Source organism: Pedobacter borealis DSM 19626 (assembly GCF_000708285.2).
In the GTDB taxonomy this organism is placed as follows: domain Bacteria; phylum Bacteroidota; class Bacteroidia; order Sphingobacteriales; family Sphingobacteriaceae; genus Pedobacter; species Pedobacter borealis.
In genome coordinates this window covers 1-24,572 of the sequence record NZ_JAUG01000014.1, presented here as the reverse complement: position 1 = coordinate 24,572, position 24,572 = coordinate 1, and the positions used below count along the sequence as shown (strand labels likewise).

The window sequence follows — 24,572 nt, the reverse complement described above, 5'->3', positions numbered from 1 at the left end:
AGATTATTACTTTTTATATTCAGCCAATAAAACAGGGATATCCTTTTTTAATTGCTCTACCTGCTCTTCTTTAGTGCCATCATAAGCACCGCGGATCCGTCTGTCTTTATCGATTAAAACCAGATATCCTTGATGGATATACCCATCTTTAGCAGTACTATCTTCGCCAACAGCCACTAAATAGTTCTTTTCTGCCAGGGTATATACGCTGTCTTTACTTCCATAAAGAAACTGCCATTTTGGTCCGTCTACACCTAATTTTTGAGCGTATTTTTTCAGAACGTGTGGTCTGTCGTATTTAAAATCGATGGTGTGTGATACAAACATCACATCCGGATTAGTTTTAAATTCATTGTAAACCGACATTAAGTTGCGGTGCATGGTAGGGCAGATGGTGGTACAAGAAGTAAAGAAAAAATCAGCAATGTAGATTTTACCATCTGTTGCCTTGTTCGTTGTTACTATGCTATCCTGGTTTAAGAAAGACCAATTTGGAATAGTTTGGTAAACGGTATCAATTTTCTCTATTCCAGCTGCATCTTTAACGGTTTCGGCATGACGTTCGCCATAAAAGGGAAGTTTTCTCTCTTGTTTACAAGCGGTAAATATGGAAACAACTAGCAGGCAAGTTGCGATGTAAGCAGTAATTTTATTCATGATTTTATTTTAAAAATGTAAATATACGAGGTAATTTGTTTGACTTATCGTCATGCTGAATTTATTTCAGCATCTATCCAGCAACAAAGACCCTGAAATAAATTCAGAGTGACAAATACTAGATCTCCCAATTTATTTTTTCACGTACTTCGCTGGCTCCGCTACAAATTTCTGTTTACAGCTTTCCGAACAGAAACTATAGGTAACCTTATTATAAACCGTAGTTTTAGCTGTTTGGGCTTTTACTTTCATTTTGCAAACCGGATCTACCGTTGCATTCTTTGCAGAATCGATAGGGCTTGTTTTTGATCCGTTGATTACTGGTGTCGCATTTGATTTTAATGACAAGGTTGCTAATCCAATTAGGATTACGATAAGATTTAATTTTTTCATTTTAAAATTCTTTTTAATTGACAAATTTCTTTGAAAGTCCGGAGTCTGGTGTCCGAAGACCAGAGTTTAAGGATTATGCTCATAAACTTCCGACTCCAGACCTCTGACTTTCTTATTTAACTTGATATGCGTTTATCAACGAATCTGATTCTCTCGTAATCTTGATATAACTATCTTCAACGGCTCTTATTTTCACCATTTCGGATTTATAATAATCAAGATCTTCCTGTTCGGTTTTTCCTTTAAAATCGTCTTTGAAGAAGTGCATCCAATCCATCATTTTTTCATCAGCTGCATTTAACCGTATAATTAAAACATTTATTTTTTGTTTTTGTAATACCGAATCCTGAGCAAGTTTAATCTGATCTGAAACCAAGAGTTTATCTAATTTCATTTTGTTCTTTACTACTTTTTCCCCATCAATCATTAATTTATCGTGGATGTTAAGTACTTCCTGGCGTATCGCTTTCGAATCAGGTTCCGTTTTACAGGAAAAAAGAAGCGCTGCTGTTATGCTTAATAACAAAATGTTTAATCTGTTCATATGCTGTGATTTAAAAATTATAAGTAATTCCAACATAAACCTTTCCTGCACTCATTGGGTGATCGGTTTCAGCTTCCCAGATATTCTTTTGAATACCTGCATTTAGTGCCACATTCTTATAAAAAACATCTATACCTGCGCCGCCCATTAGATTATTCATGACGTGTTCTCCTGTTTTTTGGCCCTGGTATTTTTCTCCACCAGAATATTCATAAAAAAACTGCGCTGATGGCATAACCTGAATATCTTTGCCAACTCTTTGGGTATAAAAAATATTTAGGAAACTTGTCGTGCTATTAGCAATACCCTCATCGCGGCTATTGGTTCCGTTAACCTTGTAGGAAGTATTTAAACTTGCCCCAAATTTTCCTAAGCCTACCATGTAGTTTAGGTATACAAAACCATCGGTACTCCCTGTTCCGGCCTGCATCAACGATGAATAACGGATACCTGCCGCATTTTTAAAATCGTTTTTGCCAGTTGGCAACTTTATACCGGCTCCGGCAATCAATTGTTGTTTAAAATTATCTTCTAGTTTTTGCACGAGATGGTAACCTGTATACAAATTAATATCACCCAGGCTAGAAATAGAGGAGGTATATCCATTATAACGCTCGCTATTGGAAACATAAGGTAAAATGGCATTGATTTCCAGTTTACTATTGATGAAATATTTACCTCTAACTTCTAAAGAACGGTAAAGTTCATAATCGTCAGGATTGCCAGCATGATTGGTTATTGGTGAATCTTGGCTTCGCGCTGGAATTAAGAAATTTCCTCCATTAGGGAATAATGAATGCGATTGTCCTTCATAGCCGTTAAACGAACGATAACGGTATAAAACGCTGATGCTATTGCGGTTGTAATAGGGGGTGATGCCCATAAAACAACCGCAGATATCGCAGGCGAAAACCTGACTGCTCATGAGTAAGAAAACTAAAATCAATAATTTACGACTCGCTGTATAGTGTGTTTTTGATAAATTCATTGTCTGTTAATGTTTTTAAAAAGGCTTTAATCTGCTCTTTTTCTGTGGTATTTAAAGGGATGCCATTTTTTAGTTGAACGTCGAGATTTACTGATGCTTTAACGCCCAAATTATAATGTTCTAAAACCTCATCCAAGCTGTAAAAGCGCCCATCGTGCATATATGGACTCGTATATTCGATATTGCGTAAGGTAGGCACACGGAACTTTCCTAAATCTGAAGCTACACCCGTAATATGCGATCGCCCTTCATCAGCACTTACCAGATCTAATCCGTTACTGCGGTAAGAAAAATCCGTGAAAAATGGTTCTGTATGGCAGGAGGTGCATTTTTCTTTGAACAGATTGTAACCCGCCAATTCTGCAGAGGTGAAAGAAATACCGCTCTCTTTGCGCATTACCTTATCGTATTTCGAATTGTCAGAAACCAATACTGCTGTAAATTGTGCAATCGACTTTAAAATCAGTTGCGAATTGATTTCTGTTGAACCAAAAGCCTGCTTAAATAAATCAGGGTAAGGAGGTGTGTTTTTCAGGAACGCAACGATTGTTTGTATATCAGTACCCATTTCGCAGGCATCGGTAATGGCATTAAGCGGAGAAGTTTCGATGTTTTTTACACCACCATCCCAAAAGAACGCTTTTTGCCAGGCCAGATTAAAAAGTGGAGGTGTATTCCGTTTTCCCTGGCAATTATTTACGCCATGACTTACTTTATGATCAAGTTGTGTAAAAGCAGCAAATTGCTGGTGACAGCTTCCGCATGAAACACTTTTATCGGCCGATAAGCGGGCTTCGTAAAATAACTTCTTGCCCAGTGCAAAACCTGCATTACTTAGTTTATTGTCTTCGAAACTGTATACAGGAGCAGGGAAGTTGGCAGGAACCGAAAAGGTAATTTTCTTTTCCTCTGGTGTTACTTCATCTTCGTTCTTACTGCAGGCGTACATCAACGCAATGCTTAAAAAAAGCATTGCGAAGACAGTTATTTTCCTTAACATTTAGTTGTGAATGTGATCTAAACGAAATAGTCCATTTGCATAGTTGTTGGCTACAATTACGGAATTTGCCCCACCCATGGTCATATTCAAAGTAGCAAAACTCACATCGGTTTTACCTGTAAATAATGCAGCTGCATTTACCTTAAAGTGCATATTCGGTTTACCATCTGTTCTCACACGAAGTGGGTTTGCCGCATTAATCTCGGTAGTAAAAGTTCTAATGGTATTGTTTGGATCAATAACGCCACCAATGTGAAAGGTAAGCGTATTTCCAGTTGCTGTTGATTGTGGTGAAGTTCCTTCTAGTTTAACGAATATGTAACCGCTGTTCCAGGTCCAGAACATGCCGTTGATCGGATCTAAAGCACCTGTTTGCGCACCTGCAAAATTACGGGCATAATCTACACCAATGGTGTATTCTATTTTGGTATAATCGCCCGTTGGTACATCTTTTAGCGTAATGTTTGTCGATTCTGCTTTCGAAGCATCGATTAAGAAATAACTTTCAGGAATGAGATAAGTTGTGCCGTCAGCTTTGCTTAATTTAATATTGCTAACATAGTATTTAAATACATTGATCTTAAAATCTTCGCCTTTGGCATTTTTGTAAGTTTTGGTGTTTAAAACCAAAGGACTTCCGTTTACCTGATTTTCGAATTCAATAGAGAAAGTAGATTGGGTATCTGCGGCAACTTCGTCGGTATTTTTTTTACAAGAAGATAATAATATAATAGGGCATAACAATGCCAAAAAGTATTGTGATAATTTCATTTTAAGAAAATTGGATAGTAAAAATTAATTTACTGTCATTCTGAATGCAATGAAGAATCTCTAGCATTTTAGCAGAAATTGACATTACAGAAAATGGCAGGTCTAGTGGTTGTTATAAATGAGATTCTTAGCTTCGCTCAGAATGACAGATAGCCATACTTTGCAATAATATAAGCTTTCGCATAAAAAACCATTAAAAAAAGACTTAAACCGTTTTCGGTGGGTGAAAAATAGAAATGGAAAGATCTTTAACCGGTTTTTCGATGTAAAGATTTTCGGAAGTGATGATGAAATAAGGAAGATGGTGGTTTAATGCAATAGTCTGAAATCTTGGTTCAGCCTCTGCAACTCTTTTCAGGTTTTCCTGAGCCTGTTTGTTTTTACCCTCAAGCTCTTTTAGTTTTTTAGCCAGGAAACATTGCCCATCACAATGCAGTTCCGGATGTTCTTTATTGATACAAAATACACTTGTAATGTATTCTTTGTTCATTTTATACCCAGAATAGATTACCAATTGCATGGCACCGTTAGAAACGGTACATGTAACGATAAGATATATTAAGATTTTTTTGAACATGGTATTACGCTGCAAAAGTATTAAAGAAATTGGTTGCAGCAAAGAAAAAATAAGAAAGAGGCAGATTTCTTAATTCTAGGGGGCAGGTTTAAACTTTGTATAGTTTGAAATTTTCCAGAAATTTAAAATCCTTAAGATTTAATGTGTAAAGTTCCAGATCATGAAATATTGATGTAGATGCAATTAAAGCATCGGGCAGATTAAGGTTATGTGACAAAGAAAACTGCTCAACCAGCTTTACTGCTTGATTAGATATTGGTGAAGAAATTGGTAGAACAATTAATTTATCTATATCTTTTTTGATCAAATTTAATTCTCTTTTATTTCTTGCTCCATAAAGTAATTCTGCACAAGTAACATCAGAAATAGCAACATTATCTTGACCAATTTTTTCAAAGACTTCAATGATTAAATCATTGCCCTTATAAATTTCGATAAAAATGTTTGTATCACATAAAACCATTACCTTTTCCAAGCTTTATCTCTAAGTTCCGTTGAGCTAATGTTGTAGTCACTCCAAATGCCTTTAGATAAAGAAAATTTGGTTGCTTTAGTTGATTTTTTTGATGATGTGGTTCTCAATTCAACATCAATGTCTGATGATTTTAGAAAAGCTAATAACGCATCAATTTTGCTTTGTTCTACATTATCTTTTAAAATTATCTCAGTCATAAGTCTATTCTTTAATATGTGTAAATATACGCAATCTATTTTTATTGATCTTGTCTGATCTTATCGTCTCGCTAAGACTTTATTTTTTGCCTAGGAAACGTGAGAACACAATAAATTGAAAGGTCTTAGCGAGACGCTAAGACTAGGGAAGAAAATAGTGTCGTCATTTCGAGCGGAGTGCAACGCAGTCGAGAAATCTATCTAATGGATCTCTCTCCCAAAAGTTCGGGACTACGCTTCAGTCGAGATGACGACACTTAGAAAATTATGCCTGCAAATCAGCCATTACTGCTTTGATTTTATCGCCAAGTTGTGCGTTAACCTTGTCAAAATCTTTTCTATCTGCTAAAGGTGCATTTACACTGCAGTAGAATTTAATTTTCGGTTCCGTTCCACTCGGGCGGGCTGAGACAATACTTCCATCTTCAGTAATAAACTGCAAAACATCTGAAGTAGGATAATCCAGTTTGGTTACTTTTCCGGTTGCCAAATCAGTTTCCTGGCTTAATTCGTAATCTTTTAACACTGAGACCTTTGATCCTCCTAATGTTGCGGGAGGGTTTTCCCTAAATTTAACCATCATGGCTTTAATTTCTTCAGCGCCTGATTTGCCTTTTTTGGTTAGTGAAACCAGGTCTTCTTTGTAAAGGCCATATTCTACATACATATCTAACAATGCATTATATAAACTTGCGCCCTTATCTTTATAATAAGCAGTCATTTCAGAGATAAAAGCCGCAGAAACTACTGCATCTTTATCACGTACCAAATCGCCGATTAAATAACCGTAACTTTCTTCACCACCACCGATAAAGTATTTTTTACCTTCTAGTTCTGTCATTAACTGACCAATATATTTAAACCCAGTTAAGGTATTGTAGTAGGTTACATTTTTCTTTTTGGCAATTTCTTCGATCAGGTTAGAGGTTACAATTGTTTTCACAATAAACTGATTGCCATCTAATTTGCCGCTGTCTTGCCAAGCTGATAACAGGTAATTGATTAATAAACTGCCAGTTTGGTTACCGTTGAGCAGTACCCATTCACCATTATTATCTTTTACTGCAATACCTACACGGTCAGCATCAGGATCGGTAGCCAAAACTAAATCGGCATCAATTTCCTTTGCTTTGTTCATTGCTAAAGTCAATGCGTCTTTTTCTTCTGGGTTAGGATACACTACTGTTGGGAAATTTCCATCTGGTGTGCTTTGTTCTTCAACCAGGGTTACATTTGTAAAACCAAACTGCGCCAAAGCTTTTGGTACCAGGGTAATCCCAGTTCCGTGGATAGGAGAGTATACAATTTTTAAATCGTGCTGTCTTTTTATCGCTTCCGGAGAAATAGAAAGTGCAGTGATTCCATCTAAATACAGTTTGTCTACATCTTCTCCAATGAGTTCGATATTCGCCTCAACACGGTCGAATTTAACTTCGTCGATACTTTTAATCTTATTTACTTCATCGATCACCAATTTATCATCAGGAGAAGTAAATTGACCACCATCTGCACCATAGGCCTTATACCCATTATATTCTTTAGGATTATGCGATGCCGTTAGCATTACGCCGCTTTTGCAACTAAAATGGCGCACAGCGAAAGAAAGTTCTGGAGTTGGTCTTAATGCATAGAAGAAATAAACATGGATGCCGTTTGCAGAGAAAACATCTGCTGTAATTTTAGCGAAATAATCAGAGTTATTGCGACTATCGTGTGCAATGGCAACCTTGATTTTTTCGTGAGGGTACTTGTTATTTAAATAATTGGCCAATCCTTGTGTAGCCGTTCCAATAGTGTATTTGTTGATCCGGTTAGAACCCGCACCCATAATGCCACGTAGGCCACCAGTTCCAAATTCTAAACTTCTATAAAATGCATCTGTTAATTCGGTAGTTGCATCTTTATCCACAAGGGTCTGAATTTCTGCCTTGGTATTTTCATCATAATTTCCACTTAACCACTGATTAATTGTGGCTTGTGTTGATTGGTCAATTGCCTGCATTGAGCTGTTTTTTAAATTTAATATCTGGTGTTGAACAAATTTTATTGAATGATGTTTGGTTGAAACGCATTTATTTCAGCCCGTCCAAATTTTATTTTGTTGAGGGTGTTGCTTTTAAGTTGCTTTTGTTTAATTTCACGCCCCGATACAATAATAAAGAAAATTACATATTCTAGTATTTAAAATTGAAACCATCATAATTTTCTATAGCCAAAAGTAAATAAATAAATTATGATAGCTTCATTACCGTTAAAAACAATAAGCATTAAATGAAAATATTAAAATTTGGGGGTACTTCAGTAGGTAGTCCTGAGCGCATGACGAAGTTGTTGGATATCGTTAATCCAAATGAAGAGCAGATTGTAGTATTATCAGCCGTGTCTGGTACTACAAATAGTTTAGTAGAAATTGCAAATTATTTTTTAGCTGGAGATAAGAAGAAGGGAAGTGAGTGCGTGGAAAATCTATACCAGAAATATAAAGCTTTTGTTGTTGAATTGTTGCCTGCTGACGAGTTTCAAGAGCAGGGAAATGAAGTGATCGATTATCACTTTGGTTTCTTAGCTGGCTTAGCGAACGATATTTTTACTCCAATTGAAGAGAAGGTAGTGTTGGCCCAAGGAGAATTGTTATCTACAACTTTATACCATATTTATTTAAAATCTATCGGCGTACCCTCGGTATTACTGCCGGCTTTAGATTTCATGAAAACGGATGAAGATAATGAGCCTGATATTCCTTTTACAACGAAACATTTAATGCCTCTTTTGGAGCAGCATAAAGACAATAAATTATTCATTACACAAGGATACATCTGCCGCAACAGTTTTGGCGAGGTAGATAATCTACGTCGCGGTGGTAGTGATTATACTGCATCATTATTAGGTGCAGCAATTATGGCGGAAGAAGTTCAAATCTGGACGGATATTGACGGCATGCACAACAACGATCCACGTATTGTTAAAGGCACTAAACCAATTGCACAGTTATCTTTTGATGAAGCAGCTGAGTTGGCTTATTTTGGCGCAAAGATTTTGCATCCTCAATCGGTTTTCCCAGCACAGAAATATAAAATTCCGGTTCGTTTGTTAAACACGATGGAGCCTTCAGCTGCAGGTACTTTGATTACCCACGATAGCGAAAAAGGAAAAATTAAATCAATAGCAGCGAAAGATGGCATCACGGCAATCCGTATCCAATCGAGTCGTATGTTGTTGGCTTATGGTTTTTTGCGCAGGGTTTTTGAAGTTTTTGAGCGGTATAAAACACCTATCGATATGATTACTACTTCTGAGGTTGCCGTATCGTTAACTATTGATGAAACAGCTCATTTGCCGCAGATTATCGAAGAGTTGGAAAGTTTCGGAACAGTAGAAGTAGATACCGACCACAGCATTGTATGTGTAGTGGGCGATTTCGGTTCGGAGAAGCATGGTTTCGCCAGCAGGGTTTTAGAAGGTTTAAAACACATTCCGATCCGTATGATTTCTTACGGTGGAAGCAACTACAACGTTTCGCTTTTAATATTAAGTAAGTATAAAACCGAAGCTTTAAGAAGCCTGCACAATAGATTATTCGAATAAGAGGAAAAAAGCGCCGATTATTACCAGTAATCCGATAAGAAAGTGAAAAGCCAGAAAGCTTGCCGGTAGTAAACCGTTTTTATGTTTTTTGTAAGAGTTATACAATCCTGCAGAAAGAATAAGAATAATAAATATGGCAGCTGCTATCTTCATTTTTTGATAAATAAGAGGAACAGTACAATGAAGAGCAACACGATAAAAAACCGGACTTTTCCATTATATTGTTTCTGGGTAATTCTTCCATGCTTTAAATCCAGGTAGTTACCCAAATAAATTAGCCCAAAGAATAAAATTAAAATTATAATAAGGAATTTGAACATGTTCGCCGATAAAGATATATCAAAGTTTAACAATATAGAAACGCCTTTTTACTACTATGATACCGATCTGTTGCAAAAAACCTTGCGCACCTGCGCAGATGCAGCGGCTCCGTATCAATTTCACATTCACTATGCACTAAAGGCAAATTTTAATTCCGTGCTGTTAAACCAGATCAAAGAAATTGGTTTCGGTGCAGATTGTGTGAGTGCAGGAGAGGTGAGAAGGGCAGTTGAAGTAGGTTTTGATCACAAAAAAATCGTTTTTGCCGGAGTAGGTAAATCGGATAAAGAAATCAACGAAGCCCTTGATCTTGATATTTTCTGCTTTAATGTAGAATCTATCCAGGAATTAGAGGTACTAAATGAACTTGCCGGTAAAAAAGGTAAAACAGCTCAGGTGGCTATCCGCATCAATCCTAATGTAGATGCACATACACACCACAACATTACCACTGGTTTAGACGAAAATAAATTTGGGATCAACTCCTGGGATTTGCCAGAGTGCGCAGAAACTTTAAAAGCATCTCCAAACCTGAAATTTATCGGAATCCATTTTCACATTGGTTCGCAGATTACCAATTTGGATGTGTACAAAAACCTTTGTGTGCGTGTAAACGAATTTGCAGCCTGGTTTGAAGATAAAGGTTTTAACCTGAAAGTATTAAATGTTGGTGGCGGCTTAGGCATCGATTATTACAATCCCGATCACCAGATTCCTGACTTTGAATCTTATTTTAAGATTTTCAATGAATTTTTGACTGTTAAACCTGGCCAGGAAGTACATTTTGAATTGGGCAGGGCATTGGTTGGTCAATCGGCTTCATTGATTACCCGTGTACTTTACATTAAAAACGGAAAGAAGAAAAATTTCGTGGTTTTAGATGCCGGTATGACTGAATTGATGCGTCCAGCATTGTACCAGGCTTATCATAAGATAGAAAATTTGTCTCAAATCTCAAATCTCGATTCTCAAATCTCGATTAAATACGATATTGTAGGACCCATCTGTGAAAGTACCGATTGCTTTGGTAAAGAAGTAGAGCAACCTGAATCGTTCAGGGGCGATATTTTTGCCATCCGTAGTGCTGGTGCTTATGGAGAGGTGATGGCTTCGAAGTATAACTTAAGAGATGCGATAAGATCGGTTTATAGTTCAGAGATATAAATTGTCACATTGAGCCTGTCGAAATGCTTCAAAGTTCTTCGACAGGCTCAGAATGACAAATCAATTATTTCTTCTTCGACGCTACAAATACAATTACACCAGCTACCAGAATAATACCACCTGCATAAGGAGGCCAATTGATAGATTTTTCTTTATCGGCAGATATTTGAATGGGGCCTGCATCAACAATTTTTTCTTTTTTAGTGTAAGAGAAGCCAGTCCAGATGAGCATAGCAATGCCCACAACGATTAATATAATTCCTAATGTTCTGTTCATAATATTTTATTTATATCAGAACAGTAATAGCTTCGATAAGTTTTATTAGAATTTATAACCCAAAGAAATCTTACTTGCTAAATTTATATTTTCGGCTATTTCAAATGAAAGTGTGATTTTTTTTATGTTTAAAAAGTAGCTAAGATTCCATGCTCCAGAACTTTTAATTATTTTATCAATATCTGCGAAATCCCCGTATTTAAAACTGTTAGCTAGTCCTGGTGTTCCACCGATGAAAAGCCTAAAAGCATGTTTAATATCATGATTACGTTTTCCTCTAAAGATCACTTCTGTCGATAAACCTGTGGTCCAAAATCTTTTCCTATTTGAAACACCTGTATAATTGTAAACTTTACCATTATAAACTTCTTCCCTAAAATCAGCGTAAGCGCCGCTTTCGGTGCTTAAAGCGTTTTCCCAATTTATAAATCTAAAATCTGTATTTCCATTAGCAGACATGCTATGCAAGCCTATAGAAGTTCTCAAGCCAAAGCCATACATGTTTTTGTTAAAAGAAGGCGGATAATCTGCTTTGGTATTGTTAGTATTATCTTGGTAGGTATTTTCTGCGCTCCCTAAATAACCAAAAACACCGTATGCAATGTTAAATCCTTTAAACGTATGGGCACGGTTGATATTCAACATACCCAATTCAAATGAAACGCTACCATTTTCTGGAGAAGACGCCCCGGCATAACTGGCTGATACATGTGTTAAAGATTTAACACTATCAACTTCCATCGGACGAGGCAGATAGCCCATGTTATTTCCCGGCAAGGCAGGTGTAAGATACGTTCTGCAGGAGCTGGTTAAAATAACCACAAGCAAAAAAGAAAAGAGAGTATTAATTTTAGTTTTCATTTTTTTTTAATTTAGTTTTCATTTTTTTTAAGTTAATTTATTCGTCAAAGAAATCTACCAAACCTCCCAGGAAATATTCTTGAATACCTTCGGTAAAATCTTTATAATCTTCATCAGGGATATTGGTTTGTTTAAATTCCAATGAAGTTCCTTTTTTATCTTCGTGAAGTTTGATGGTTACAATAGAAGGTTCATTTTCTTCTCCAAAATACCATTGTTGAACAATCTGTTTACCGTAAACAAACTCAATGTTTTTGCCCGTAATATCTCCATCCCAAAAAGAAAATTCTGTCCCCGGTACTTCTTCAAATTCAACATCTGCACCAGTCCATAATTTTATGCTGGTTTCTTTGGTAAGGGCTAAATAAACTTCTTCAGGTGGGGCAGGTATATAGGTGTATTTTTTTAAATCCATTGTGTTAAGTGCGAAGTTAATGTGGTAATGTAAAATTAAGATTGGGTAAAGATTAACAAAAAAAACGATTTCAATTATTTAAATGCGTTTAATCCGGTTACATCCATTCCGGTGATCAGTAAATGTATATCATGTGTACCCTCGTAGGTTACTACCGATTCTAAGTTCATCATGTGGCGCATAATCGAATATTCACCGGTAATTCCCATTCCGCCAAGCATTTGGCGGGCATTACGGGCTATGTCCAATGCAATTTCTACACTGTTTCTTTTGGCCATCGATATTTGTTCTGCAGAAGCCCTGTTTTCACTTTTTAATACGCCCAAACGCCAAACCAACAGCTGCCCTTTGGTAATTTCAGTCACCATTTCGGCAAGTTTCTTTTGTTGTAACTGGAAACCACCAATGGGTTTTCCAAACTGTACACGCTCTTTCGAATAGCGTAAAGCGGTATCATAACAGTCCATCGCTGCACCCAAAGCGCCCCAGGCAATGCCATAACGTGCTTGGTTTAAACAACCCAATGGACCTTTTAATCCGCTGATTTCAGGAAAAATATTTTCTTTTGGCACTTTAACGTTATCGAAAACCAATTCACCGGTTGCTGAAGCACGTAAACTCCATTTGTTATGTGTTTCAGGGGTAGAAAATCCTTCCATTCCGCGTTCCACGACTAATCCTCTTATTTTTCCAGATTCGTCTTTCGCCCAAACCACTGCAATATCGGCAAAAGGTGCATTACTGATCCACATTTTGGCACCATTTAAAATGTAGTGGCTTCCTGCGTCTTTGATATTGGTTACCATTCCGCCCGGGTTAGAGCCGTGATCAGGTTCTGTTAATCCAAAACAGCCCATCATTTCGCCACTCGCCAGTTTTGGTAGGTATTTTTTACGTTGTTCTTCAGTACCATAAGCATAAATAGGATACATCACCAACGAACCCTGCACAGAGGCTGTAGAACGGATACCAGAATCACCGCGTTCAATTTCCTGCATCAAAATTCCATAAGCGGTATAATCTAAACCTGCACCACCATATTCAACCGGGATAGTTGGCCCGAAAGCACCAATATCAGCCAAACCTTTAATTAGGTGTTTTGGAAATTCTGCTTTTTGCGCATAATCTTCAATAATCGGACTTACTTCTTTTTTTACCCAATCTCTGGCCGTTGCACGAATTAATTTATGTTCATCGGTTAACAATTCGTCCAATAAATAATAGTCCGGTGCCTCGTACAGGTCCTTTTTTGCTGACTTGCTCATGTAATTTCGTGTTATCTGGTTAAGAAATCGCGTTCATTTCAAAGGTAACAATTTACGGCAATGGGCATTATATTCATGAATAAAAATTTAATTTTGCAGCTTACAGAACATACATGAGCCATTTTAAACAAACCGTAGCCTTAAAAGATGTTAAATGCTTTGCCCTACATGGTTATTACCCAGAAGAGCAACTTATTGGAAATCATTTTGTTGTAGATTTAGTAACAGAATTTACGCCGCAGGGTTTTGATGATGAACTGGCACAGACGGTTAATTATGAGGACTTGAATCACATCATCATGGAAGAAATGAAACACACACAAAAGCTTTTAGAAACGGTTTTGAAGAATATCATTTCGAAAGTTGTAGAATTGTATCCTTTTGTTGAAATGGTTAACGTGAGTATGAAAAAACTAAATCCACCTATGCCCGGTCAAATTGGGCATTCTTTTGTTAAATTATCTTATACATCAGCAAAATAAAATGAATTTTACAAAGATAAATCCCGAAATTTTAGCAGAAATTAAGGCTGCAATAGGAGCAGATAAAATTTTTACTGATGTAGAAAGTTTAGATAATTACAGTCACGATGAAACGGAAGACTTGCGCTATCAGCCCGAAATTGTGGTGAAACCAACTTCTCCAGAAGAAGTCTCCGCTTTACTTAAGATCTGTAATGCTCATCATGTTCCGGTAACGCCGCGGGGTGGTGGTACGGGTTTAAGCGGTGCCGCTCTGCCGATTTATGGTGGTGTTTCTTTATCAATGGAAAAGTTTAAAGCTATCTTAGATATTGATACTGAAAACCTACAGGCAACTGTTGAACCCGGGGTAATTACCGAAGAATTCATCAATGCTGTGGCCGAAAAAGGACTTCTTTACCCCGTTGATCCAAGTAGTAAGGGATCTTGCTTTATTGGTGGCAACGTAGCTCATGGTTCTGGTGGACCAAGAGTAGTGAAGTATGGAACGATACGTGAATACATTCTCAATCTCGAAGTGGTTTTGCCTAATGGTGATATCATTTGGACAGGTGCAAATACTTTGAAATATGCATCAGGTTATAATTTAACCCAGCTGATGATCGGTTCGGAAGGTACCTTGGCCGTGGTAACCAAAATCGTTACCAAATTATTGCCTAAACCTAGTCAATCGGTTTTAATGATGGGCTCTTTTAGCACGAATGAAGATGCATGCGCAGCGGTTTCTGCAATTTTTAGGGCAGGGGTAACGCCATCGGCTTTAGAGTTTATGGAGCGAAAAGGGGTGGAATGGGTAATTAAATTTGATGATATTAAGTTTGATTTAAAAGATGATGTTGCTGCGTTATTGATGATTGAGTTTGATGGAGATGATTTGGATGATATTTTTAAAAACTGCGAGAAAACCAATGTTGTTTTAGAAGAGCATCACTGTACGGAAGTTTTGTTTGCAGATACTGCTTCTCAAAAAGAAGAACTGTGGCGGATGAGAAGAACGATGGCCGAATCAGTAAAATCCAATTCCGTATACAAAGAAGAAGATACCGTTGTTCCGCGTGCGGCTTTACCTAAATTAATCAATGGTATCAAAGAAATTGGTACTAAATACGGCTTCGAAAGTGTTTGTTATGGTCATGCCGGTGATGGAAATCTGCACGTAAACATCATTAAAGCTGGAATGAGCGATGAAGACTGGAAAAACAAACTCAAATTTGGTATTGCCGAAATATTCGAATTAACAGCTGCTTTAGGTGGCACATTATCTGGTGAACATGGAATTGGTTTGGTGCAGAAAGAGTTTATGCCGATCAAGTATTCTGAAATTAATCTTAATTTAATGCGGGGTATTAAAAAAGTTTTCGATCCAAAGGGAATATTAAATCCTGGCAAGATTATGCCTGATACCCCTAACCCCTAAAGGGGAATTATAGGGGAGGCGAAAAGGCAAGTTGATAAATATAAAGTGAAGTAGTTTCTAAGATGCAAGCTCATAAACATTTGAGTTCAGGTTCTATTTTATCCTTCAGACGTTACTTACTTATGGGAAATCAAAAGCCCCTTTAGGGGTTTGGGGCTAACTGTTCAAAACCCAGCATTTTTTGCTTTTCCTCTTCTGGGATAGCAATTGGTTTACTCGTGGCATAATCAACCGCAATGCAAACCGTTTTTCCTTTACCGCAGATGATCTCTTCTGTTCCTTTTATCTTAACGATCTGGTAGTCCAGGTCGAAACTTGTAGTGCCAATCCTCGATGTTTTTACATGAATAGCGATTTTATCATTCATTACGATAGGTAAAATATAATCCAGTTCTGCGTGGGCAATTACGATTCCGGTTTTCTTCCAATCCCATTTTATAATTTCTTCCCAATACTTTGTTCTGGCAATTTCTAAATAGGTAAAGTAAATGGAATTGTTTACATGACCCATCATATCGAAATCAATAAAGCGCAAATGGATATTGGTTTTGTAGTTGAATTTGTCTGAAAAATCCCTTATTTCTGCCAATTTGTCTTTTGATTTGAATTTATTTTGCCAAAATGTCTTGAATATCATAAATTTTTGCTTTGGTATGTAAGTTGAATATGGTGTATTATCAATTTTAAAAATTAAAAAAAATAAAGAATAAGCGATATGACACTAGTAAATTTTAACAACAGAACCCGTAACACAGCTCCTTACTTTAACAATGTTTTTGATTCATTGTTTAGTGATGCAGTAACTAAAAACAAAATGGTTGATAAATCACCAAATGTGAATATTTACGAAAATGAAACTGCCTATGTAATTGAGTTGGCTGCTCCAGGTTTAAAGAAAGAAGATTTTCAGATCAATTTAAAAAAAGATACCCTTTCTGTTTGGGCAGAAGTTAAAAAAGACGAAACCCAGATAGCTAAAGATTTTACACGTAAAGAATTTGATTATAGCTCATTTGCTAGATCATTTAATTTACCTGATAGTGCCGATGGTGATAATATTACTGCCGAATACAAAGACGGTATTTTATCGATCAATATTAGTAAAAAAGACGATGCTAAATTACAGCATAAAGAAATTGTAGTATCGTAATAAAGATATTCTCGAGAGCGGATTTTTCATAATAGTTTAGTTTTTTTCAAAGGTTGTGAATCTTGCATCAGCTGAGTTTGAGGTATTGTGATTGATTACTGATGCAGGTTTCATAATAGTTTAAGTTTAGGTTTTATAAGGTTAATGCTGGATGGCATTAACCTTATTTTTTTTGCTCAGTCGTCATGCTGATCCGATAGCTATCGGATTTATTTTACAAGTAGATATAGTGTTTTCAATGGCCTTGTAGCTACTACGTGGTCAGCATCTTTTCTGCAAAATAGACCCTGAACTGAATTCAGGGTGACGCACTTTAATTGTGGTATTTAGATTGATTTTAAGTTACATTCTTAAAATCACCTTAATCTCATTTTTCGTACTTTTGCGGCATGGAGAGAGAAATTCTGGATACAAAGCGTAAAGCACTTAAAATAAACCTTGACCCGCGAATTTACGGCACCTTCGCCGAGATAGGAGCGGGACAGGAAGTTTCGAGAAACTTTTTTAACGCTGGCGCAGCATCTGGAACAGTTGCCAAAACGATGTCGGCTTACGACATGACTTTTAGCGACGCTATTTATGGCGCAGAAACCAATGGCCGTTATGTAAGTCAGAACCGCCTCTTGCAGATGCTCGATCACGAATTCGGTTTACTTAATGAGCGTTTATCTGGCGAAAAATACGAAAGCCGCACGTTTTTCGCCTTCTCTGATACCGTTACTACCCTGAATTATAAACGTACCAACGAGCCTCATGGCTGGGTTGGTATTCGTTTCCAGAGCGAGCCAGGTGGTTTACCAAACGAAATATTTTTCCACGTACGTTTGCTGGATACAGATGTAAACATGCAACAGCGTGTTTTAGGGATAATTGGTGTTAACCTACTTTATGCAGCATTTTACCATTATCAGGATCCAAAATTGATGGTAGAGTCTTTAGCTGATAACTTAACCATCGGGTCTGTAGAAATCGACTTGATTTCGGTAAAAGGGCCGGCTTTTCCAGGTGTAGATAATATCCTGCTTAATCTTTATATGATTATGAAGGATTTCTCGGCAGCAGCAATTTTCGATGCAGATACACATCCCCGTCAGGCCAAAGATCTTTTGTATAAAAAGGATATTATGATTTTAAGGACCAAATATGGTCAGAAATCACTGCCTAACTTTAACCTGTTTAATAAAGCTACCGATCAGTTTAAACGTACAAACAAGGTAGAAGAAGGAAACTTAGCGGTAATGATTGAGGTTTTGTTAACCAACGTTTTAACGGATGGACAAGAAACTCCTGATGACATCGACCTGGAAACAGTGGCTAAAAGAGCACAGGAAATGTGCGATACGGGTAACATCGTGATCGTATCTAACTTTACCCGCCACAACCGTCTGGCGAAATATTTGGCCAGGTGCAAACCTAAAAGTGTTGGCTTGGCAACAAACATCAACAACTTAAAATTTGTATTCAATTCTAAAAATTTTAGCGGAGAAAATTATTCAGGTCAGTTATTAAGCTATGTGAACGACATGTTTAACACCAACGTGCGGTTATTTGCTTATCCTTTCCTAGACAAAAAGACCAATCAGGTAATTACCACGGAAAATATGCCAGTTACGCCAGAGGCAAAACCTTTATTCGATTTCCTTTTAATAAATGGATATATTACTGATATCAAGGATTACAGTGAGGATGAGGTGAAGACGGTATAATTTATTTATCGCCGTAATGCCCAAGTGCTGAAACTATAGTAACGGTGACGATGCTTTCTTCTATTTTATATATTAGTCTATCTTTCCGGTTTATCTGTCTTGACCAATAACCTGATAAGTCGAACTTTAATTTTTCAGGTTTACCAATTCCTGTCTCTGGATGCTCTGACAGTTCTAAGAAAATCTGGTTTATCCGCTTAATTGAAGATTTATCTCCAGATTTATAATGTGCTTCTAGGTCTTTTTTTGCAAGCTTTTCAACTTCTATAAAATACTTTCCCATATATTATTAGGGTCTTTAATTCTCGTTACATTACCTTTTTCAGCACTAGCAGCTCTTGCTTTTACTTTTGCGACAAATTCTGGATTGTAAGGACTTTCCTCTTCTTTTTGAAAAGAAACATCTAAAGCTTTTAAAACAGCTTCAATTGCTGCCTCTTGTTTTTTATTTTTAGGATGTGCGATTATGGTCATGACAATTATTGTATAATCAAAAATACAAAATATTTGATGAGGTTGTATCATAAGTTCTGATTTCATTTCAGCATCTTTCCTGCAATAAAGACCTAAAATAAATTCAGGGTGACGATCGCATATAGAATAATGGTGGATGTTAAACCGTTCGTAATACCGAGCCGGTTTCGTTAACAATTAAGGTATGGTTTACACCACATATCAACGCAAAATTATTTCGTTGGTGCCCTACAGGGAAATCGAAAGCTACAGGGTAATTGTATTCCTTTACTTTTTCCAAAACAATATCATAGATGGTTTTGCCGAATTCTTCGCCAACATCATCAGGTTTAACTTTAAAGCCACCAACTATTAATCCCTTAAGTTTTTTAAGTTTGCCGCTGCGTTTTAGGTTCCACAACATTCTATCAATACGATAAAGGTATTCGCCAGTATCTTCAATAAAAAGGATTTTACCTTTTGTATCTAAATCCGAATCGCTACCTGCCAAAGTTTCGATAATACTCAGGTTTCCGCCCACTAAAATGCCATCAACTTTTCCTTGTTTGTTATTAACATTGATAGGGGCAGTATAACCCATTTGCTCACCAATTAAAGCGTTTTTAATAGAAAAAATCGTTTCAATCTGTATGGCTTCGGCTTTACTCCAGTCATCAGGAAAACTATTGCACATTTTGGAGTGGATAGAGGCAATGCCATAATTTTTGGCCAAATGGCAATGCAAAACGGTAATATCACTAAAGCCAATAATCCATTTTGGATTTCTTTTGAACAAAGAGAAATCGAGTTTATCGATTATCCGTACAAAACCATAACCACCACGGGCACACATAATCGCTTTAATTGCTGGATCATCTAGCATTTGCTGAAAATCAGCTAGTCTCTCCTCATCTGTTCCACCGTAGGTAAAATCGCGTTTGCCAATAGTATTACCAACTTTTATGGTAAATCCCCAGCTTTGCATCTGTAAAACTGAAGGCTGGATCTGTTCTTGTGTAATATATCCCGCAGGGCTCGTAATCCCGATGGTATCGCCTGGTTTTAAATAAGGAGGGATCTTAAATGATGAACTTTCGTTTTCAACGGTATTGGCGAGTGTTTTAAATGCTGGAAGTACAGTTGCAGTCGCAATAAATGAAGAAAGGAAATGTTTTCTGTTCATCTAAAATATGGATGTGATGTTGATTGGGCTAATATAGGATTTAAAATATTCGCATAAAAGAAAAGGGATTTATATCCATAAATCCCTTTTTTAAACCAAACAAATTAATCTGTAAAAGATTAGTATAATGTGAATTATATAAATAACCCAGAATGAAATAAAAAGTTTTGAGATTTTTTAAAAAAAATAAATCATATCATATTCGACTACGAATTAAATTTTAAATTACCGTATCCGTTAAATAGCCCTGATGGAAACGGAAATACTTTTTGGATCCGTTATATTGTATTAATGGATGCTTTCCGAAAAGATTGGAGTGCACAGCAGGAGCAGCGCTGTACGATGAGCACTGAAACTGCGCTTCTAATAATCAAGGTCGGATATTTAATCGAGATTCATCGCTGTGCTAAGGATGACACATCTACGTAAAAAGGTAAAGGCTACCCATCGCGGATAGCCTTTGCTAACAACAAAACAAATATAAGATAACCAAATCTTGCCTGATTGAGCAGAATCAGGGTAAAGTGCTATGAGATACACTTTGCGGCCTAGTAATGGATTCGAACCATTGTAGAGAGTTTATGAAACTCCAACCTTCCAATCGGTCAACTGGCCCTGTTTTATAATTGCTTTAATGCCAAATAATCTCTTAGTTCTAAAATCTGTTCTTTATTTAAACTATCTTCATCCTTTGCAAGCACTGGTTCATCTGTTTCTTTTTGTAACGGATAAATCAGTTTCGGATATTCATCTATAGCTGGGTATTGAAAATAAATCGACATGATTTTAGTGTTTTAATTGTTCAACATATTTTTGTTAATGATTAATGTTGAGCAAATATAGAAATAAGTATATAATATCTATAGATTTAGTAGTTATTATTTTGGAAAATATTATAACTGTTTAATTTTCAGTTAAATAATTTTTATAAGAGCCGCTGTTTTATTGGCGGTACTGCCCTGAATTAAATAAACTGGATAAAAACAGACCCAATTTTCTTCAGTTAATAGTAAGTAGTAGCACTATAGTAGGCATGAACTTGCAACATTCATTTCCAAGCCATTAAATTCAATTTCAGAAAAGCTAATTATTTTAAGGATATTTGCAGTTCAAACATTAAAATAGTAACTGTGTCTTTAGATAAATTAAAACTTAGCAAACCACTTGTAGCGGCCATGACTGATGCAGGATTTTTAACTCCAAAAGAAATCCAAGCCAGAACAATGTCGCGCATTTTAGGTGGACAAGATGTTATAGCGGTGGGACCAGAGGGTTCGGGAAAAACAACAACTTATGTTTTAGCTACTTTAATGAAGTTGAAATACGCTTTTGAGGAAGCACCAAGGGCTTTAATTTTAGTGCCTGATGCAGAACATGTTGACCATGTTCTGGAGCAATTTAAATTATTGAACCGCAACAATACCTTCAGGATTTTGGGAATTGATAGCCGTGGCGCTGTTGATACACAGATGAACGAAATAACGGATGGTTGCGATATTATTGTTGCTGTACCCGATCGGGCTCGTGCTTTATATTTAAAATTAGCACTAAATACTAATAAAATACAGTTGTTTATTGTAGATAATGCAGAGCTTATTGTTAAAAAAGGCCTGCAGTTACCCGTTGTAGAATTGGCCAACAGTGCTTATAAATCTCAACATGTGGTGTTTACCGAAGTAATACATGAGAAGTTAAATCTGATGATTTCTCCTTTCATGAAAGATTCTACCACAACCATTGAGGTAGATGAAATAGGCGAAAAGCAGGCAGAAGTTTATCAGCAGATGCTTTATCAGGTGCCTAATTTCAGAACAAAGCTTAACCTGTTAACCTTATTATTAAACGATACCGAGGTTTTTGATAAAGTTGTGGTTTTTGTAAATACACGTTTAACCGCACAAACAGTTTATAAAAACTTTAATCAGCATAAAGAAGGCGAGATCAGTATCTATCGCTCGCTGTTTTTTGATGATAAAGGTTATGACGATATTGAAGACTTTAAAGATAACCCTGATGCAAGAGTTTTAATTGTTGCCAATGAGAATTTAGGCGAACTTAATATTGAGGGAATTCCTTTTATCCTGCATTTTGAATTGCCAGAGCAGAAAGAAACGTTAATTCAGCGCATTGTTAAACATGGTGATGAAGATGTTGTCGCAATTACTTTTTCTACCGATATCGAATTGATTGAGGTGAAAAAAATTGAACAGGCCATTGGGCAGAAACTAGAGGTAATGGAATTACCAGAAGATTTGAAAGTAGTTGATGCAGCCGCTAAACCAAAGAAAAAGAAAACTGAAGAAGATGAGGATGCCGACCGTGGTGCAGCTTTTCACGAAAAGAAGGCCAGTAACTTAAAAAATTACAATTATAGTGCAGGCACAAAAGCCAAAATGACCTATAAGAATAAGAAAGGATTATCTTAATAAAACATATGGTATGCCTTTTATATCAGATCTGCTAATAAAAGCCGTATAGGTACAACTTAAAAGAAAATGTGCATTTTCCAACCTGAGATTTATTTTCAGGTTGCACCTATAAGTTACATCATTCTGTAATCTGGAAATAGATCCGTGCGTGCCATATTTCCGTGGCAAAACAAATCCGATTTAAAACAACTTCAACTGTTCGTTCTTTGGTTGCTTTTCTTTTCCAAAGACTGTCCTGCCGCCGTATTTCCAGCTTTCGGCACGTTCTTTTTGAATTACCTTTTCAAAATCCATATTTGGAACAAAGTCTTTTTCTGCATTTTGTGCAATTTGATGCAATGATTTAATGGCTTGTTGTTTATCAGTATTTCCAATCTTCGCTTTTTCAATTGCTTTCTGCAAAACACTTATGGTCTCATCATAAACATTTACCGGAACAGGGAAGGGATGCCCATCTTTGCCCCCATGTGCAAAAGAATAACGGGCAGGGTCGCTAAATCGCGAAGGTGTACCATAAATCACCTCACTCACTAAAGCCATTGATTGTAAGGTTCTTGGCCCCATGCCTTCGAGTAATAATAATTCCTCAAAATCTCTCGGCTGCTTTTCCTGTGCAAGCCATAAAATACTTCCTAAACGTTTTAAATCTACATCTTTTGATTTTACGTCATGATGATGGGGCAATACCAGTTTTTGTATTTCATTAAGCATTCTCACTGGTGATTCAGCTGTAATGCCCATCATACTCTGCCTCGTTTGATCAGCATCATTGGCCGTTAGATTTAAGATCTTCCCTTGATTAATACCACAGATGCCGGTATGTGGTTCTTCGACAAAAGATTTTAAGTTTTCAGAATGCCAGTGGTACCTTCTTGCTGTCGAGCTACTATCGCTCATGCCTTGTTGCACCACTGCCCAATCGCCTTCGCTGCTTAAAATAAAACTATGAAGATACAATTGAAAACCGTCTTGAATGGCTGTATTGTCTACTTTTGCACTGAGTTTACTGGCCCTAACCAACGCTGTTCCATTTAAACCCGTTTTGTCGGCAATTTTTAAAAGTTCATTTGGCGTTTCTCTGCTGTGTTTTCCTTTGCCTCCGCAAATGTAAATGCCCAACTCTTTCGATAAGGGATTAATCGATTTCTTTAAAGCGCCCATTACTGATGTCGTAATTCCAGACGAATGCCAGTCCATACCCATTACAGCACCTAAACTCTGAAACCAAAAAGGATTGCTTAAACGGCGTATTACTTCTGCTTTACCATATTCTAATAGTATCGCTTCGGTTATAGCCAGTCCAAGTGTTGCCATACGCTGCGCCAGCCATGGTGGTACATGGCCATAATGTAGGGGTAAATCTGCGCTTCCTGATCTTTTCAATACTAACAAAATTAGTAAATTACTTACGAAAAAGCAAAAACCTCAACTTGTCATTCTGAATGCAATGAAGAATCTTTAAGTAAATAGCAGAAATGACTGAGGGGTTTTAAGCAGGTGATAAGTTGAGCAGGAATGTCGTAACTACTTTTCGATAGGAATCAGTGCTTATAAATGATGTGAGATAAAATAGTAAAAGTTTTGGATTCTATGCTCATAAGAGGCAGATTCTTCATTTCATTCAGAATGACAGGCATGATGAAACAAAACGATTCACGATATTTTTTGTTATTTTGAGAAACAATAATACTAGCGAAGGCTCATTTTATACATGCGAAAACTCTTACAACGTTTACTTAGTGCCTGGATTATTCGCATGTCGAATAAATTTGGTTCAAGGCCCAACCGTAAACGTATCCATGCGGCTTTAAATAAATTGTACAAAACCATCAACACAACACCCGGTAAACGTGGACTTATTTTTGATGTTGCCAATACTGATAAATTTATCGTTTTATCTGACCAGCATAAGGGCGCACGCGATTATGCTGATGATTTTACTTTAGCTGAAAAGAATTATTTAAAGGCGCTCGAATACTATAACCAACAAGATTTTCATTACATAAATTTGGGCGATAGCGAGGAACTTTGGGAGAATTTGCTAGAATCTGTAATTAAACACAATAAGGCTACTTTCGAAGCAGAAAAAGCTTTTATTCAACTAATACCCCGAAGCTCTGCTTCGGTGGTCTCAGCGGAAAGTTTGAAAACGAAGAGTTTTCAAAAAAGGTAGATTTAACACAAAAAGCGTTATTTTCGTTTCATGAGCGATCATATCCACAAGAGCCATAATAAGAGTTTGTTGCTTTATCATTTGGTATG

At 36.7% G+C, this 24,572-nt stretch carries 28 protein-coding genes; 8 read left to right on the top strand and 20 right to left on the bottom strand.

The window, feature by feature from the left end; all coding sequences use genetic code 11:
• Window positions 1-6: 6 nt before the first annotated feature.
• The 10 genes from AW17_RS06010 to AW17_RS05965 form a co-directional block, all read right to left on the bottom strand.
• Complete coding sequence (locus tag AW17_RS06010; RefSeq protein ID WP_029275223.1) at window positions 7-657, bottom strand: SCO family protein; 651 nt, start codon at window positions 655-657, stop codon at window positions 7-9.
• Window positions 658-789: 132 nt separating this feature from the next.
• The gene (locus tag AW17_RS06005; protein WP_036669163.1) at window positions 790-1,050 is read right to left on the bottom strand and encodes a YHS domain-containing protein; all 261 of its coding nucleotides are present in this window, start codon (window positions 1,048-1,050) and stop codon (window positions 790-792) included.
• A gap of 112 nt (window positions 1,051-1,162) precedes the next feature.
• Window positions 1,163-1,594 (bottom strand): hypothetical protein, encoded by a 432-nt coding sequence (locus AW17_RS06000; RefSeq protein WP_157280221.1) that lies wholly within the window; start codon window positions 1,592-1,594, stop codon window positions 1,163-1,165.
• A 10-nt stretch (window positions 1,595-1,604) separates the two neighbouring features.
• On the bottom strand, window positions 1,605-2,582 hold the full coding sequence (locus AW17_RS05995) for a transporter (RefSeq protein ID WP_157280220.1): 978 nt from the start codon (window positions 2,580-2,582) through the stop codon (window positions 1,605-1,607).
• Window positions 2,545-3,555, bottom strand: coding sequence for a cytochrome-c peroxidase (locus AW17_RS05990; RefSeq protein ID WP_245235012.1), 1,011 nt, complete (start codon window positions 3,553-3,555; stop codon window positions 2,545-2,547). Before AW17_RS05990 ends, AW17_RS05995 begins: the two co-directional genes overlap by 38 nt.
• 27 nt (window positions 3,556-3,582) lie before the next feature.
• Window positions 3,583-4,353 (bottom strand): MbnP family protein, encoded by a 771-nt coding sequence (locus AW17_RS05985; protein WP_051691655.1) that lies wholly within the window; start codon window positions 4,351-4,353, stop codon window positions 3,583-3,585.
• Window positions 4,354-4,558: 205 nt separating this feature from the next.
• A complete protein-coding gene (locus AW17_RS05980; RefSeq protein WP_051691654.1) occupies window positions 4,559-4,930 on the bottom strand; it encodes a hypothetical protein in 372 nt (123 codons plus the stop codon).
• An 88-nt stretch (window positions 4,931-5,018) separates the two neighbouring features.
• Window positions 5,019-5,405, bottom strand: coding sequence for a type II toxin-antitoxin system VapC family toxin (locus AW17_RS05975; protein WP_209444208.1), 387 nt, complete (start codon window positions 5,403-5,405; stop codon window positions 5,019-5,021).
• Complete coding sequence (locus tag AW17_RS05970; protein ID WP_029275216.1) at window positions 5,393-5,602, bottom strand: hypothetical protein; 210 nt, start codon at window positions 5,600-5,602, stop codon at window positions 5,393-5,395. The genes AW17_RS05975 and AW17_RS05970 overlap by 13 nt, the downstream gene beginning before the upstream one ends.
• A 265-nt stretch (window positions 5,603-5,867) precedes the next feature.
• On the bottom strand, window positions 5,868-7,604 hold the full coding sequence (locus tag AW17_RS05965; protein WP_029275215.1) for a phospho-sugar mutase: 1,737 nt from the start codon (window positions 7,602-7,604) through the stop codon (window positions 5,868-5,870).
• Between the two features lie 269 nt (window positions 7,605-7,873).
• Here AW17_RS05965 and AW17_RS05960 point away from each other — a divergent pair, with 269 nt between their 5' ends.
• Window positions 7,874-9,187: an aspartate kinase gene (locus AW17_RS05960; protein ID WP_029275214.1), complete on the top strand. Its 1,314-nt coding sequence runs from the start codon at window positions 7,874-7,876 to the stop codon at window positions 9,185-9,187.
• Between the two features lie 318 nt (window positions 9,188-9,505).
• Window positions 9,506-10,672: a diaminopimelate decarboxylase gene (gene lysA, locus AW17_RS05955; RefSeq protein WP_029275213.1), complete on the top strand. Its 1,167-nt coding sequence runs from the start codon at window positions 9,506-9,508 to the stop codon at window positions 10,670-10,672.
• Window positions 10,673-10,736: 64 nt separating this feature from the next.
• On the opposite strand, the gene AW17_RS05950 is transcribed toward lysA, so the two are convergent.
• The 4 genes from AW17_RS05950 to AW17_RS05935 all read right to left on the bottom strand — a co-directional run bounded on the left by AW17_RS05950 (window position 10,737) and on the right by AW17_RS05935 (window position 13,490).
• Window positions 10,737-10,949: a hypothetical protein gene (locus AW17_RS05950; RefSeq protein WP_029275212.1), complete on the bottom strand. Its 213-nt coding sequence runs from the start codon at window positions 10,947-10,949 to the stop codon at window positions 10,737-10,739.
• 45 nt (window positions 10,950-10,994) lie between these two features.
• Window positions 10,995-11,810 (bottom strand): hypothetical protein, encoded by an 816-nt coding sequence (locus AW17_RS05945; RefSeq protein ID WP_029275211.1) that lies wholly within the window; start codon window positions 11,808-11,810, stop codon window positions 10,995-10,997.
• Between the two features lie 37 nt (window positions 11,811-11,847).
• Entirely contained in the window at window positions 11,848-12,225 is a 378-nt protein-coding gene (locus AW17_RS05940) for an SRPBCC domain-containing protein (protein ID WP_029275210.1), read from the bottom strand.
• 74 nt (window positions 12,226-12,299) lie between these two features.
• Complete coding sequence (locus tag AW17_RS05935) at window positions 12,300-13,490, bottom strand: acyl-CoA dehydrogenase family protein (protein ID WP_029275209.1); 1,191 nt, start codon at window positions 13,488-13,490, stop codon at window positions 12,300-12,302.
• Between the two features lie 113 nt (window positions 13,491-13,603).
• On the opposite strand from AW17_RS05935, the gene folB reads away from it, so the two are divergent.
• Complete coding sequence (folB, locus tag AW17_RS05930) at window positions 13,604-13,972, top strand: dihydroneopterin aldolase (protein ID WP_029275208.1); 369 nt, start codon at window positions 13,604-13,606, stop codon at window positions 13,970-13,972.
• A gap of 1 nt (window position 13,973) precedes the next feature.
• Window positions 13,974-15,389, top strand: a complete 1,416-nt coding sequence (locus AW17_RS05925; protein WP_029275207.1) for an FAD-binding oxidoreductase — start codon at window positions 13,974-13,976, stop codon at window positions 15,387-15,389.
• Window positions 15,390-15,531: 142 nt separating this feature from the next.
• Here the strand turns inward: AW17_RS05925 and AW17_RS05920 are convergent, their stop codons facing one another.
• Window positions 15,532-16,026 carry an acyl-CoA thioesterase gene (locus AW17_RS05920; protein WP_029275206.1) on the bottom strand — a complete coding sequence of 165 codons (495 nt, stop codon included), beginning with the start codon at window positions 16,024-16,026 and terminating at the stop codon, window positions 15,532-15,534.
• Window positions 16,027-16,104: 78 nt separating this feature from the next.
• Here AW17_RS05920 and AW17_RS05915 point away from each other — a divergent pair, with 78 nt between their 5' ends.
• Together AW17_RS05915 and AW17_RS05910 are read left to right on the top strand one after the other, a co-directional pair.
• A complete protein-coding gene (locus tag AW17_RS05915; RefSeq protein ID WP_029275205.1) occupies window positions 16,105-16,539 on the top strand; it encodes an Hsp20/alpha crystallin family protein in 435 nt (144 codons plus the stop codon).
• Between the two features lie 389 nt (window positions 16,540-16,928).
• Window positions 16,929-18,245, top strand: coding sequence for a hypothetical protein (locus AW17_RS05910; protein ID WP_029275204.1), 1,317 nt, complete (start codon window positions 16,929-16,931; stop codon window positions 18,243-18,245).
• Window position 18,246: 1 nt separating this feature from the next.
• On the opposite strand, the gene AW17_RS05905 is transcribed toward AW17_RS05910, so the two are convergent.
• From AW17_RS05905 to AW17_RS24085, 4 genes are all read right to left on the bottom strand, one after another.
• Complete coding sequence (locus tag AW17_RS05905) at window positions 18,247-18,528, bottom strand: Txe/YoeB family addiction module toxin (RefSeq protein WP_029275203.1); 282 nt, start codon at window positions 18,526-18,528, stop codon at window positions 18,247-18,249.
• Window positions 18,510-18,785, bottom strand: coding sequence for a DUF2683 family protein (locus AW17_RS05900; RefSeq protein WP_157280219.1), 276 nt, complete (start codon window positions 18,783-18,785; stop codon window positions 18,510-18,512). The genes AW17_RS05905 and AW17_RS05900 overlap by 19 nt, the downstream gene beginning before the upstream one ends.
• Before the next feature lie 73 nt (window positions 18,786-18,858).
• Window positions 18,859-19,881: a S66 peptidase family protein gene (locus AW17_RS05895; RefSeq protein WP_029275201.1), complete on the bottom strand. Its 1,023-nt coding sequence runs from the start codon at window positions 19,879-19,881 to the stop codon at window positions 18,859-18,861.
• A 620-nt stretch (window positions 19,882-20,501) separates the two neighbouring features.
• Entirely contained in the window at window positions 20,502-20,663 is a 162-nt protein-coding gene (locus AW17_RS24085; RefSeq protein ID WP_157280218.1) for a hypothetical protein, read from the bottom strand.
• A gap of 348 nt (window positions 20,664-21,011) precedes the next feature.
• Here AW17_RS24085 and AW17_RS05890 point away from each other — a divergent pair, with 348 nt between their 5' ends.
• A complete protein-coding gene (locus AW17_RS05890; protein ID WP_029275200.1) occupies window positions 21,012-22,307 on the top strand; it encodes a DEAD/DEAH box helicase in 1,296 nt (431 codons plus the stop codon).
• A gap of 183 nt (window positions 22,308-22,490) precedes the next feature.
• Here the strand turns inward: AW17_RS05890 and AW17_RS05885 are convergent, their stop codons facing one another.
• Entirely contained in the window at window positions 22,491-23,693 is a 1,203-nt protein-coding gene (locus tag AW17_RS05885; RefSeq protein ID WP_029275199.1) for a DUF763 domain-containing protein, read from the bottom strand.
• Window positions 23,694-24,021: 328 nt separating this feature from the next.
• On the opposite strand from AW17_RS05885, the gene AW17_RS05880 reads away from it, so the two are divergent.
• Window positions 24,022-24,483 carry a hypothetical protein gene (locus AW17_RS05880; protein ID WP_209444206.1) on the top strand — a complete coding sequence of 154 codons (462 nt, stop codon included), beginning with the start codon at window positions 24,022-24,024 and terminating at the stop codon, window positions 24,481-24,483.
• The last annotated feature ends 89 nt before the right edge of the window (window positions 24,484-24,572 follow it).

Excerpts from the sequence above, each read along its gene's own strand:
- AW17_RS06010 (WP_029275223.1), bottom strand. The coding sequence starts at position 657 with ATGAATAAAATTACTGCTTACATCGCAACTTGCCTGCTAGTTGTTTCC.
- AW17_RS05895 (WP_029275201.1), bottom strand. The coding sequence starts at position 19,881 with ATGAACAGAAAACATTTCCTTTCTTCATTTATTGCGACTGCAACTGTA.
- AW17_RS05985 (WP_051691655.1), bottom strand. The coding sequence starts at position 4,353 with ATGAAATTATCACAATACTTTTTGGCATTGTTATGCCCTATTATATTA.
- AW17_RS05910 (WP_029275204.1), top strand. The coding sequence starts at position 16,929 with ATGGAGAGAGAAATTCTGGATACAAAGCGTAAAGCACTTAAAATAAAC.
- AW17_RS05920 (WP_029275206.1), bottom strand. The coding sequence starts at position 16,026 with ATGATATTCAAGACATTTTGGCAAAATAAATTCAAATCAAAAGACAAA.
- AW17_RS05945 (WP_029275211.1), bottom strand. The coding sequence starts at position 11,810 with ATGAAAACTAAAATTAATACTCTCTTTTCTTTTTTGCTTGTGGTTATT.
- AW17_RS05950 (WP_029275212.1), bottom strand. The coding sequence starts at position 10,949 with ATGAACAGAACATTAGGAATTATATTAATCGTTGTGGGCATTGCTATG.
- folB (WP_029275208.1), top strand. The coding sequence starts at position 13,604 with ATGAGCCATTTTAAACAAACCGTAGCCTTAAAAGATGTTAAATGCTTT.
- AW17_RS05970 (WP_029275216.1), bottom strand. The coding sequence starts at position 5,602 with ATGACTGAGATAATTTTAAAAGATAATGTAGAACAAAGCAAAATTGAT.
- AW17_RS05940 (WP_029275210.1), bottom strand. The coding sequence starts at position 12,225 with ATGGATTTAAAAAAATACACCTATATACCTGCCCCACCTGAAGAAGTT.
- AW17_RS05995 (WP_157280220.1), bottom strand. The coding sequence starts at position 2,582 with ATGAATTTATCAAAAACACACTATACAGCGAGTCGTAAATTATTGATT.
- AW17_RS05925 (WP_029275207.1), top strand. The coding sequence starts at position 13,974 with ATGAATTTTACAAAGATAAATCCCGAAATTTTAGCAGAAATTAAGGCT.
- AW17_RS05905 (WP_029275203.1), bottom strand. The coding sequence starts at position 18,528 with ATGGGAAAGTATTTTATAGAAGTTGAAAAGCTTGCAAAAAAAGACCTA.
- AW17_RS06005 (WP_036669163.1), bottom strand. The coding sequence starts at position 1,050 with ATGAAAAAATTAAATCTTATCGTAATCCTAATTGGATTAGCAACCTTG.
- lysA (WP_029275213.1), top strand. The coding sequence starts at position 9,506 with ATGTTCGCCGATAAAGATATATCAAAGTTTAACAATATAGAAACGCCT.
- AW17_RS05960 (WP_029275214.1), top strand. The coding sequence starts at position 7,874 with ATGAAAATATTAAAATTTGGGGGTACTTCAGTAGGTAGTCCTGAGCGC.
- AW17_RS05980 (WP_051691654.1), bottom strand. The coding sequence starts at position 4,930 with ATGTTCAAAAAAATCTTAATATATCTTATCGTTACATGTACCGTTTCT.
- AW17_RS24085 (WP_157280218.1), bottom strand. The coding sequence starts at position 20,663 with ATGTCGATTTATTTTCAATACCCAGCTATAGATGAATATCCGAAACTG.
- AW17_RS05965 (WP_029275215.1), bottom strand. The coding sequence starts at position 7,604 with ATGCAGGCAATTGACCAATCAACACAAGCCACAATTAATCAGTGGTTA.
- AW17_RS05990 (WP_245235012.1), bottom strand. The coding sequence starts at position 3,555 with ATGCTTTTTTTAAGCATTGCGTTGATGTACGCCTGCAGTAAGAACGAA.
- AW17_RS05900 (WP_157280219.1), bottom strand. The coding sequence starts at position 18,785 with ATGAAATCAGAACTTATGATACAACCTCATCAAATATTTTGTATTTTT.
- AW17_RS05935 (WP_029275209.1), bottom strand. The coding sequence starts at position 13,490 with ATGAGCAAGTCAGCAAAAAAGGACCTGTACGAGGCACCGGACTATTAT.
- AW17_RS06000 (WP_157280221.1), bottom strand. The coding sequence starts at position 1,594 with ATGAACAGATTAAACATTTTGTTATTAAGCATAACAGCAGCGCTTCTT.
- AW17_RS05915 (WP_029275205.1), top strand. The coding sequence starts at position 16,105 with ATGACACTAGTAAATTTTAACAACAGAACCCGTAACACAGCTCCTTAC.
- AW17_RS05880 (WP_209444206.1), top strand. The coding sequence starts at position 24,022 with ATGCGAAAACTCTTACAACGTTTACTTAGTGCCTGGATTATTCGCATG.